Genomic DNA, 11,485 nt, shown 5'->3' on the forward strand with positions numbered 1-11,485 from the left:
AGGAGCCTTTATGGCTCCTTATTTTATGCGGCGAGTTAAAACTAAAGCGCAAGTGTTTGAAAAGGGAAAAGTAACTTAGAGACTTCTTGGGTTGCCCATAATCCGATCGCTCGTGGATGATAGTAAGGTGAGAGATATGGAATTAACAATGCTAGTTTATCGTTTGTATCATCTAATGAATGACATTGATGTTTGATCTGTTCAAGTTCATGTTGATTATTGTATTTTGATAGCCAGTTTTGATCTCCTGTTACAGGCATTCTTTTTAAACGAACAGTTAATGATTCCCCTTGAATCCAGTCTTTGATCAGCATTTTTTCAGTTGCATTAAACACACCAAACATTTTGCCATCACTATCGTGAATAAGTTTCCAAAAACGACTTTCTTCGACAGGCCTGTTTTTAATAATCCATTGTTTATCAATTAAGATTTGAATAAATTCAGATATTAATTCAGGTTGAGCGAGCCATTCGTTAATTGATCTGCCATTAAATTGACATTTTTGGTTATGGATATGTTGACCGACAACTGCTTTTCTTTGCAGAAGTTGATAAACGCTTTGAGTCAGATCAATTTCTTGGATGATATTTGTTGAGCTCAAGCCAAGATCATTCATTTGGAAACCCATTTTCACCAATTCAAGATATTTTGATTTATCTTGAGCTTGATGATAATGATCAATAAATCCCTGTATTGATTTTTCAGCATGTCCATTGTGTGCATTATCAATTGTAATATGAACATTAAAATAATGAGGATCAATTCCAAGTTCTGCTAACTCATAATTGGTGATTAACAGGTGTAGTGGTAATTGTTCATAACCCAAGTTAAATCCAATTACCAGTGGAAATAAATCATGTGGTATATATGCGAGAGCAAGTTGAACAGCGGCTTGTTCAAAATAAATATCATCTAAATAATTAATGTATGGTTCAAGCTCGAAATGTCGCAGTAAGTTTTGATACATGCAAACATGATTTGCTTTAGCATCTCCCAAGCCAAGTTCTTCTAAGTAGATATAGCTTAGATCTTTGCTTTCAAACAGAGAGGGGTGCGTAAGAGATGAATATAGCCAGGAGCCATCTACATATTTAACTGGAGCAACTTTATATAAAAATTCTAAAGCATGAGAGATGGTTGGAAAGTAGTCACGCCCAAGGCCTGATTTTCGTTGATCTAGATAACTTTGAAATTTAGAACAAGTTTGATCATGTTCGTGTTGTATATGTTGCCTAACTTGTTCTACCTGATCAATCCACGATAAATGAGTCGTATTGAGTTGATCAAATAGTGAAAGAACATAGGTTTCAGCATATTCTGTTTTACATTCACGATTCACTTTAGGGTCTAAAAAAAACTCAACCCAGTCTTTATTTGTTTTAGGACTAATTGTATTTAATTGTGATGGGGATGCTAGGGGATTAAGTACGGTGTTGTCCAACATCATCTTCTCCAAGCGTTATTAAGGGTTTAAACCACCATAACCTGCAAAGATGATAATGTTGTTTATTTTGTGTTCGATTTTTAGGGTGACTAAGTTATAAAAAAAAGCCCAAGTCTTAAATGCTTGGGCTTTTTTATGAGATGTATCATCTCGAATATGGCGTCCCTACGGGGATTCGAACCCCGGTTACCGCCGTGAAAGGGCGATGTCCTAGGCCTCTAGACGATAGGGACAGTGCAGAAATATATTTTAAACCATGTTATTTCAATTGAAATTAATGGCGTCCCTACGGGGATTCGAACCCCGGTTACCGCCGTGAAAGGGCGATGTCCTAGGCCTCTAGACGATAGGGACTTAATAAAATCTACTTCTGAAAATTGGCGTCCCTACGGGGATTCGAACCCCGGTTACCGCCGTGAAAGGGCGATGTCCTAGGCCTCTAGACGATAGGGACGTTTCAGAGGTGGGCGTATAATAGGGTGAAAATAGGGGGGTGTCAAACGCATTTCAGCAAAAAAATTAAAAAAATGGTGTGTTCGTATGAAAATAAAACAATATTGAATTTAAAGGCTAAATTTAGATCAAATCTCCAAGAAATATTAGAAAAGCATTTGGAAAATAGGAACTGTCTAAGCAAAAAAATAGCGACCGAAGTCGCTATTTCAAAATCAAGATTTATCGTGATAAAACAGGTAATAACTGGCATAGCATACAGCAATGAACGCTAAACACCCGAAAAAGCTAATACGCATACTTGGATCAAATACCATACTTAAGCATGTGATAAAACAGAACACAAAACCTAAGATTGGGACAATTGGAAATAATGGAGCAGCAAAGCCCAGCTCTTCTTTTTTGCGCCCTTGCTTATACCAATCGCGTCTGAAATTAAATTGGCTTAAACAAATACTCATCCACACAACGACCATTGTAAAAGCAGCAATACCTAATAAATTGGTAAAAATAGTCTCAGGTGCGAATTGTTCTGACAATAAGCCTGGTAACCCACCGATCATTGTCACGATCACTGCAACATAGGGGATACCACGTGCATTCACTCTAGAAAATACTGCAGGGAGCTGCTTTTTGTAAGATAAAGACCACATCATGCGTGACGCAGCAAACAAACCAGAGTTAGCAGCTGATAATAAAGCGGTAATAATTACAAAACGGATGATATCTTCTGCATAGGGAATACCAATATGCTGGAAAACAGTCACAAATGGAGAGCTACTCACACCTTCAGCAGCTAAGCCAGCTTCTTGATGTGGAAGAAGTGACGTCACTACAATGATCGTACCTACGAAGAAAATCAACAGACGAAAAATCGCTGTATTAATCGCTTTAGGAACATTTTTAGCTGGGTCTTTAGTTTCACCAGCAGCAACCCCAATTAATTCTGTTCCAGAGAATGCGAAGTTTACGATAAGCATCGTAGCAAAAATTGGGAATAAACCTTCAGGGAACCAACCTTGAGCAGTTAAATTGCTAAATAAAGGTGCCGTTTCGTAACCTTGATAGCCAATTACGCCAAAAATTGCGAGTAGGCCTAAGAGAATAAATGCAACAACAGTAATAACTTTAACTAAGGCCAGCCAAAATTCAGATTCTGCGAACCATTTTGTGGAAATCATATTTAAAACAAATACGAATACACCAAAGACTATAGTCCACATCCACATGGAACTATCTGGGAACCATTCCTGCATGAGGAGGGCGGCGGCTGTAAACTCAGTTCCTAAAGTAACCGACCAAGTTAACCAATATAACCAAGTGATGGTATAGCCAGTTCCTGGTCCAATATATCTTTTGGCATAAGCACCAAACGAACCAGACTCAGGCATATGAACGGCAAGCTCACCTAAACACAGCATAACCATGTAGGCGATAATCCCGCCAAGGATATAAGAAATAATGGCACCAACAGGCCCCGTTTGTGCAATGACTTCACCCGAACCTAAGAAAAGTCCAGTTCCGATTGCGCCGCCAAGCGAAATCATAACCAGATGTCGAGTACTCATAGCGCGTTGTAAAGGCGCAGAATTGCCCTGATGCGAAGCATCATTCGGAGATGAGTGCATAGGATTGAAAATTCGAAACAAATGAAGCGAGTTATTGTAGTGAAAAACTACAATTCTTCAATGAAATAATAGTAATTTTGAATATTGAGTGATCGTATGAAACGATAATGGCGTCCCTACGGGGATTCGAACCCCGGTTACCGCCGTGAAAGGGCGATGTCCTAGGCCTCTAGACGATAGGGACGTTGCGAGGTGCTTGTATATTAAGGATAGACATTTCAATTGTCAAAAGCTTCGTATCAAAAAAAGTTTTAATCGTTCATACATTAAGCAAAAACAATCAATTAGTTTTAATTTTGATTAAACTGACAACAATAAGATTTTTCATGTATTTAAATAACATGGAGAGAAGGTCCTCACTATAAAAAAACGATCCGCTTTATATTCATCATATAAAACCAGCCATCTGTAAAATTTGATAAGATGACGTGGTAAGACAACGAAGGAAAGAGGCGTGTTGCCATTTAAACTCTGGGTGGATGCTGATGCATTACCTAAAATTTTGCGTGAAGTCATTTTAAGAGCTTCTGATCGTTATCAACTTGAAGTAACTTTTGTCGCCAATCAAAATGTAGGAATAACTCCTTCTGTTCGTATTAATTCAATACAAGTGATGAGTGGAGCAGATCAAGCTGATAAAGAAATTATCGAACGTATGAAAGAGCATGATATTGTCATGACGCAGGATATTCCTCTAGCAGCTCAAGTCATCGAAAAGGGTGGCGTTGCAATTCATCCACGTGGTGAAATTTGGACAGAAGCTAATATTAAGGCACGATTACATTTGCGTGATTTCATGGAAACTTTGAGAGGGGCTGGCGTTCAAACCGGTGGACCACCGCCAATTTCAGAAAGAGATAAGCGTGAATTTTCAAGTGCTTTGGATCAAACGATTCAAAAACAAAAAAGAAAAACTGCCTGATTTATCTTATCAATCGAGTTCACATGCCAGAAAAACCTAAACTTATGCTCATTTATGCCTTATTGGTCATCATCTGGGCAACAACTCCACTTGCGATTGTATGGAGTGTAGAAGATATTTACTTAATGTGGGCATTGGTGATTCGATTAGGCTTGGCACTGCCTATCGCAGCATTACTTCTCATTGTTTTAAAGGTAAAATTTCCTTTAAATTCAATTGCATTGCATAGTTATTTTGCTGGGTCATTTAGCTTGATTGGTTCGCAATTTTTTACTTATGTGGCTACTGATTACCTAAGTTCTGGCATGATTGCATTGATGTTTGGATTAGCACCAATTATGGCAGGGCTTATTGGAAAATTTATCTTTCAACAAGATTTGCATAAGCTGCAATGGTTAGGAATGATCGTCGCGATTACTGGGCTCGTAGTGATCAGTTTTACTGGATCCGCACAACATATCCATCCCATTGGAATTGGTTTAATGTTACTCAGCGTTTTTTCATACGCAATGTCAATTTTTTGGGTAAAAAAAATAAATGCTGATGTAGCACCAATGGCTCAGGCGACTGGTTCAATACTTGTTTCTACTATCGTTGCATGTTTAATTGTGCCATTTATATGGAAATACTTACCTACTGAATTACCTTCAATGAAGTCGTTACTTGCGATCATATATTCTGTCGTCATGGCTTCATTAGTCGCTATGTTTTGCTATTTTTACTTGGTCAAAAAAATGCAACCCACCACATTGTCCCTTACAAATGTAATGACTCCAGTTCTAGCACTTGGTATAGGTGCTGCATTTAATCATGAGAAATTAACGCTTGGCATGATGCTGGGAGCAATGATTCTACTTCTGGGATTATTTATGTATTTTTATCGGGATATAGAAGCGAATCGGAAATTTAAACAAAAAGTATTAAAACCTTAAGTTTAATGCTCAGTGATTCTGTGAGTTTTTTAAATGCTTCAAGGCTTCTGTTAACTTTACTTTGTCTTGGGGATGTAACGTTAGAAAATATGCACCAGTTCTAAACAGCCCATTTTCTTCTTGATTGCTGTAGACAACCTGTGCAGTTGCAGCGATATGAAAATCATTTTCAGGGTGACTCAATGTGATATGTATATAGGTTTGTTCAGGGATATGTTGCTCAGCATAAAAACTAAAACCTGTTTCAGACAAATTGACTTGAGTAGGTACTGGTAACATGGTTTGTACAATAGAGTCGTAAAGTGAGCCCGTAATCAGGTTTAATTTTTGATTAAATAAGGATAATATCCGAGCAATTTGTTGATCTTTTTGATTTAATTGTTCTAATTCGTACATAAGCGCATGATCAAATTGATCTAATTCTGCAAGTAAGAGAAAATAGCGCGGTAGTACAAAATTTGAATCATAGGGATCATTCAAAGCGACATCTTTAGTGATGATCTGATAATTTATTCTTAAGGCAGCATCAATACGTGACATGACTCGTCTTTCAATATTGCCACTTTGATGCTGAAGATTTTCCATTAAAACACCTCGGACTAGATGGTATGTTTAAACCGATCTCGCTGTATATAGGGTTGAGATACACTCGCGCACGGCGAAGTAATCACTTTATTTCTTTTATTGCTTTAGTTTCCATGATCGGTCTGACTTTGGGCGTCGCTGTTCTCATTACTGTGTTATCTGTAATGAACGGTTTCGATCGTGAATTAAAAAACCGTGTCTTAGGAATGGTACCTCAAGCGACTGTTTCCTCTACACAAATTCTAACAGACTGGCCTGAGCTTGCAAAGAAAATAGACCAACATGAACATGTGACGGGTGTTGCACCTTTTACACAGTTGCAGGGGATGTTAACAGCCCAAGGACAGGTTGCAGGGATAATGGTCACGGGTATTGAGCCTGACTATGAAAAAAATGTATCTATTATTCAAAATCATATGGTTCAAGGCGACCTCAACTCATTAAAGAAAGGTGAGTTCGGGATTGTTTTGGGCAAGCAGATGACGGATGCTTTAGGTTTAAGTCTCAATGACAATGTAACATTGGTATTACCTGAAGCGACACCATCACCCGCTGGCGTTGTTCCACGATTTAAACGTTTTAAAATTGTCGGTATTTTTAGTATTGGTGCGGAAGTGGACTCGATGATGGGTTACATCGCGCTAAATGATGCTTCGACACTGTTGAGACTGCCGGATGGTGCACAAGGTATCCGTATGAAGCTAGATGATATCTTCAAAGCACCACAAGTCGCTGAAGAAGTTGTTATGGATTTACCAGGCAATTTCTATCCATCAAATTGGACTTATACGCACGGCAATCTCTTTAGTGCCATTCAGATGGAAAAAGCAATGGTCAGCCTTTTACTTTTCCTGATTGTCTTGGTTGCAGCATTTAATATTGTATCTTCATTGGTGATGGTGGTTACTGATAAAAAATCCGACATTGCTATTTTAAGAACCTTAGGTGCTTCACCAGCAACGATCACTAAGATTTTTATGGTACAGGGTACGGTGATTGGTGTTGTAGGAACACTGGCAGGAGCAGCACTAGGTATCATCTTTGCAACGAGCATCAGTGGATTTATTGGCTGGCTGAACACCGCTTTTGGACTAAATTTATTCGATGCATATTTCATTAACTATTTACCATCGTATCTACGTTGGCAAGATGTGGTGGTGATTGTTAGCTTATCACTAGCGCTAAGTTTCCTTGCAACAATTTATCCAGCGCTGCGTGCTGCTAAAGTTCAACCAGCAGAGGCTTTACGCTATGAGTAATATTGTCTTAGAAGCCAAAAATATTCATAAACATTTTACAGATGGTAAATCAACTGTTGAAGTGATTAAGGGATTGGATTTAGTTGTTGAGCAAGGACAATTTGTTTCAATTGTTGGATCAAGTGGTTCGGGTAAGAGTACGCTGTTACATGTATTAGGGGGGCTTGATCGTCCGTCCGAAGGTGTAGTGATGCTTAATGGGCAGCGTTTTGACACTTTAGGCGAAGCTGAACGCGGTTTCCTACGTAATGAACACCTCGGATTTGTGTATCAATTTCACCATTTACTTCCTGAGTTTACGGCTTTAGAAAATGTATCAATGCCGCTGATGTTACGTAAAGATGCAAATTTTAAAGAAGTAAAAGAACGTGCAGAATATTTGTTGAATAAAGTGGGTTTATCACATCGTTTAACGCATAAACCAGGTGAGTTATCTGGCGGTGAGCGACAACGCGTTGCGCTTGCACGAGCTTTAGTGGCTCAACCTAAATTGATGATGGCAGATGAGCCTACTGGAAATTTAGATCGTAAAACTGCCGTCACAATTTTTGAATTGCTTTCAGATCTGCGTAAAGAATTTAATATGGCAATGCTCATCGTGACCCATGATGAACAGCTCGCACAAACTGCTGATAAGATTTTGCATATGCAAGATGGATTGTGGGTATAGGCTCAAAATCCGATTAACAGTCTTGTTAAAGCCCACTTAGGTGGGCTTTAATCTATTTAAGAAAAATAAACATAAAAGTTAGATGTTTTTAATATTTATTCTCATCTTTTGGATCATTGGTGTTGCTACGATCAGCTTTCAGGGTGAAGCTGAATATTCAACTCTCTTGCTGGGTATGGCAAGTATCATTTTGATCATGGGTTACTTTTTACGATTAATAAGGCAACCTGATCGATTCATTTATCCTCACACCTCAAGTATTGTCCAGTCATCATCAAGAATGCTTGTGCTAACGGGAATTTGTCTGATCACATTTGTTTTGGGGCATCAACATGCAAAAACAGCCTTACACGATTGTTTAGATAAACGTGTTCAATATATTGAAGAAAAAGAAATAGTTGTTTATATCAATAAAATTAATCAGCTGAAAATGGATCAGGAAGGTCGATCAATACAGCAGCGTGCGCAAGTGATCGACAAGAAGCAAGGACAATCTCAAACGCTATTATTATATTTGCGAGAGTCAAAACTTGATACGACATTAGAACTAGGGCGCTATTATAAAGTTACGGGAAAATTAAGACCCGCACATAGTTATGCAGTAGATGGGGTCTTTGATCAAGAGAAATGGTTGTTGCAGCAAAATATAGCTGGAACAATGCGTGTAGATTGGATCGTACCTGTAAGTGAAGCGGTGTTATATTCTGAAGGTTATTTATCTTCAACCGATGTGCATCGGAGCCTTATCGCACGATTGAGCCTGAGCATTGAAAAAGCACGTTTAGCTTTTAGGGATGATATCGAACAGGGAGTATTCAGGAATAAGGGTTTGCTAGTCGCGTTACTCACAGGTGATAAGAGTCTATTGACGGAGCAACAAGAAGAATTATTTAAAAAACTAGGCATTACGCATTTATTGGCTATTTCAGGTCCACATGTTCTAATTTTTGCTGGCTTATTATCATGGTTCATGAGGTATCTTGTATCAATTTTTCGTCCTCATATTTTTCTAAAAGTTCCCAAACCATATTTACTTTTAATCCCTTTCGTATGTGGGGTAATTATTTATAGTTTTTTTTCAGGGCTCGAAATTCCTGCATTAAGAACTACATTGTCAGTTTGTCTAATTAGTATCGCTATTTTATTTAAATTTAAGATTAAGCCTTTTGTACTATTACTTATCAGTGCAAGCTTAATGCTCTATTTAGACCCTTTTAGTATTTTATCTGCTGCATTTTGGCTTTCGTACGGCGCATGTTTGATTTTGATTCGTGTATACCAAACGATCGTTCATGAACAGCAAAACACTGCTTTAATCAATAAGCATCGTTTTATAGATAAAGCAAAAATGTATCTTAAAATACTTTTGCAATCCCAATGGAAAATATTTATTGCACTGATACCACTCACTCTACTGATATTTCAACAGATTTCTTTATTTGCGCCATTTGCTAATTTAGTTGCTGTTCCAATGATTGGTACCTTGATCGTGCCATTGGAAGTACTGGGCTATTGTCTCAGCTTTATTCCTTTTGTTGGTCAATTTTTATTTCATCTGGCTGATGTATTGATATCGATTCTTTTGGTGCTACTGACTAAGCTGGGAGCAATATTAGACAATCCATTGAAATGGGTAGCGTTAACGAAAGCACAAATGTTTTTGCTCGCTTTGGCAGTATTCATGTTCTTTATGCCAAAGAATGTAATCCCTCGATTATGGATACCCGTATTAGGTGTGGCATTGCTGATGCCTAAACGTGATGATGGATACGATATCATTGAAATTTTGGACATAGGGCAGGGGCAGTCCATACTCTTACAGTCATCAGGGAAAACTGCTTTAGTTGATACAGGCGGGAGCTTTGATGAGAATACATTTAGTATCGGAGAAAATGTAGTTGTCCCTTTCTTAATTCAACGTGGCATATCAAAATTAGATCAAGTTTTTATCAGTCATCTTGATCAAGATCATGCTGGAGCATACCGCACTATTGGAAAACATATACAAATTGATCAAGTTATCTCAAATGAAAAAGATGATAGGTTTCAGTATGTTGAATTTGATTATTGTCGACAGCATCAACAGGTACAATTGGGTAAGATCAATATACAATTTCTTTCACCAGTTGAATCACAATTAAATTTTGTCAGTCAAAATCGTAATGAGCTTTCGTGCGTAATGTATCTGACATTACCCTATGCTAACGATTTTAAGCATATTCTGATTATGGGGGATGCAGGGTGGGAGACAGAGTATCGTATTTTAAAGCAGTATCCTGAACTTAGAGTAGATATTTTAATCTTAGGACACCATGGCAGTCGACATAGTTCATCTTACGACTTTTTAAAAAATACCAAACCTAAAATTGCCATTGCATCGGCTGGTTTTGATAACCGCTATAATCATCCCCATCCTGTTGTCAAAGAGCGTTTAAAAGCGCTTAATATTCCGCTACTCGATACCCAATCGAAGGGCAGCATTCGAATGACCTTCGATAAAAACAGAGATGTACAATTTCGATATCATCGAGATCAAAAAGCGTGGTTAACTCGGAATATCCCCATAGATTAACTTACTTTTCTGACTTGCTCTATTTTTACTCTGGCTTGTTCTGCAGGGATACGATAAATGTTATGTAGATCAGGATTTGCACGGAAACGTTTATAGCTCCAATGAGCATGTTCAGGATAACGATGAATCAGGCTTTCTATTGCACGGTGAATTACTAACGTTCCGTCAGCGGGAGTGCCTTCATAAATCGAAGCATCCATTGGTTCAATAAATACATCAAAATCTTCAGTTTCATTGCGAATTGCATAGACCAAAAGGCCTTTGGCTTTAGTTTTTTGGATGAGTTTGGCACTTAAATTACTGGACTCGAGTGGTATGCCGAAATAATCGATCATTTCACCACCGTGTTTAGGATTGTGATCTGGAAGAATCACAGTTGTCCCCCCTAATTTAAGGGCTTTAAAAATTTGTCTTATACCACTCTCATCTGTAGGGACTAAAGTTGCTTGTTCTCGACTACGAGCCTGGCGCACAAATTGATCTGCTTCTTCATTCTTGATGGGTTTATACATGATGGTCATCTTAGTATATTGTGCGAACCACGCATTCATGACTTCCCATGTACCAAAATGTGGTGCGAGTAAAATAATACCTTTCTTTTCAGCCATTGCTTCATGAAAATATTCAGCACCAGTGACATTGCGTATTCGTGAAATATTGGTTTCGTTTGAGCTTCCCCAAATACTAAAAAATTCCATATAAGATTGAAGTTCGTTTCTTACCGCTGCACGAGTCACTAAATGTTTTTCTTCATCAGAAAGATGCGGTAAGCAAATGTCGATATTGAGGCGGATGGTATTCGTAGTTTTTGTAATTTTTAGCGTATTAATCAGCCCTGCAAGCATTTTTGCAAAAAAACGAGAAAAACGAATCGGACGGCGACTGAAGAAATTTAACAGGCGGGTTGTGGTCGATGTTTTGGTTTCAGGCATTAGATTCAAAATTTGGTAAGTTCATAGAATATTGTGATTTGGGTTTATTATATGTTAAATCTTGACTTATAAATAGTTTGACCTCAT

9 protein-coding genes and 4 tRNA genes are annotated in these 11,485 nt (G+C 38.0%); 5 read left to right on the top strand and 8 right to left on the bottom strand.

All coding sequences use genetic code 11. From position 1 onward, the window contains the following. Positions 1 to 41 precede the first annotated feature (41 nt). The 6 genes from AC1M89_RS04335 to AC1M89_RS04360 all read right to left on the bottom strand — a co-directional run bounded on the left by AC1M89_RS04335 (position 42) and on the right by AC1M89_RS04360 (position 3,710). A complete protein-coding gene (locus AC1M89_RS04335; protein WP_481613955.1) occupies positions 42 to 1,445 on the bottom strand; it encodes an iron-containing redox enzyme family protein in 1,404 nt (467 codons plus the stop codon). A gap of 157 nt (positions 1,446 to 1,602) precedes the next feature. Further along, positions 1,603 to 1,678: transfer RNA gene (locus tag AC1M89_RS04340), tRNA-Glu, on the bottom strand. 45 nt (positions 1,679 to 1,723) lie between these two features. Then, positions 1,724 to 1,799 (bottom strand) — tRNA-Glu (locus tag AC1M89_RS04345). A 24-nt stretch (positions 1,800 to 1,823) separates the two neighbouring features. Further along, positions 1,824 to 1,899: transfer RNA gene (locus AC1M89_RS04350), tRNA-Glu, on the bottom strand. Between the two features lie 214 nt (positions 1,900 to 2,113). Further along, positions 2,114 to 3,526 (bottom strand): amino acid permease, encoded by a 1,413-nt coding sequence (locus tag AC1M89_RS04355; protein ID WP_035266846.1) that lies wholly within the window; start codon positions 3,524 to 3,526, stop codon positions 2,114 to 2,116. 108 nt (positions 3,527 to 3,634) lie between these two features. Beyond that, positions 3,635 to 3,710, bottom strand: a tRNA-Glu gene (locus AC1M89_RS04360). A gap of 270 nt (positions 3,711 to 3,980) precedes the next feature. Here AC1M89_RS04360 and AC1M89_RS04365 point away from each other — a divergent pair. Together AC1M89_RS04365 and AC1M89_RS04370 are read left to right on the top strand one after the other, a co-directional pair. Then, positions 3,981 to 4,448, top strand: coding sequence for a YaiI/YqxD family protein (locus tag AC1M89_RS04365; protein ID WP_035266848.1), 468 nt, complete (start codon positions 3,981 to 3,983; stop codon positions 4,446 to 4,448). Between the two features lie 23 nt (positions 4,449 to 4,471). Continuing rightward, the gene (locus AC1M89_RS04370; RefSeq protein WP_481613956.1) at positions 4,472 to 5,380 is read left to right on the top strand and encodes a DMT family transporter; all 909 of its coding nucleotides are present in this window, start codon (positions 4,472 to 4,474) and stop codon (positions 5,378 to 5,380) included. A gap of 9 nt (positions 5,381 to 5,389) precedes the next feature. Here the strand turns inward: AC1M89_RS04370 and AC1M89_RS04375 are convergent, their stop codons facing one another. Continuing rightward, positions 5,390 to 5,965 carry a PilZ domain-containing protein gene (locus AC1M89_RS04375; protein ID WP_092766795.1) on the bottom strand — a complete coding sequence of 192 codons (576 nt, stop codon included), beginning with the start codon at positions 5,963 to 5,965 and terminating at the stop codon, positions 5,390 to 5,392. Positions 5,966 to 5,988: 23 nt separating this feature from the next. On the opposite strand from AC1M89_RS04375, the gene AC1M89_RS04380 reads away from it, so the two are divergent. The 3 genes from AC1M89_RS04380 to AC1M89_RS04390 all read left to right on the top strand — a co-directional run bounded on the left by AC1M89_RS04380 (position 5,989) and on the right by AC1M89_RS04390 (position 10,466). Continuing rightward, positions 5,989 to 7,224, top strand: a complete 1,236-nt coding sequence (locus AC1M89_RS04380) for a lipoprotein-releasing ABC transporter permease subunit (RefSeq protein ID WP_092766794.1) — start codon at positions 5,989 to 5,991, stop codon at positions 7,222 to 7,224. After that, positions 7,217 to 7,894 (top strand): lipoprotein-releasing ABC transporter ATP-binding protein LolD, encoded by a 678-nt coding sequence (gene lolD, locus AC1M89_RS04385; RefSeq protein WP_035266856.1) that lies wholly within the window; start codon positions 7,217 to 7,219, stop codon positions 7,892 to 7,894. The genes AC1M89_RS04380 and lolD overlap by 8 nt, the downstream gene beginning before the upstream one ends. 82 nt (positions 7,895 to 7,976) lie before the next feature. Then, on the top strand, positions 7,977 to 10,466 hold the full coding sequence (locus AC1M89_RS04390) for a DNA internalization-related competence protein ComEC/Rec2 (protein ID WP_481613957.1): 2,490 nt from the start codon (positions 7,977 to 7,979) through the stop codon (positions 10,464 to 10,466). Here the strand turns inward: AC1M89_RS04390 and AC1M89_RS04395 are convergent. Next, positions 10,463 to 11,398: a lysophospholipid acyltransferase family protein gene (locus tag AC1M89_RS04395; protein ID WP_481608706.1), complete on the bottom strand. Its 936-nt coding sequence runs from the start codon at positions 11,396 to 11,398 to the stop codon at positions 10,463 to 10,465. The two genes, AC1M89_RS04390 and AC1M89_RS04395, sit on opposite strands and share 4 nt — an antisense overlap. Between the last annotated feature and the right edge of the window lie 87 nt (positions 11,399 to 11,485).

It is taken from the genome of Acinetobacter sp. ANC_7635 (assembly GCF_056779945.1).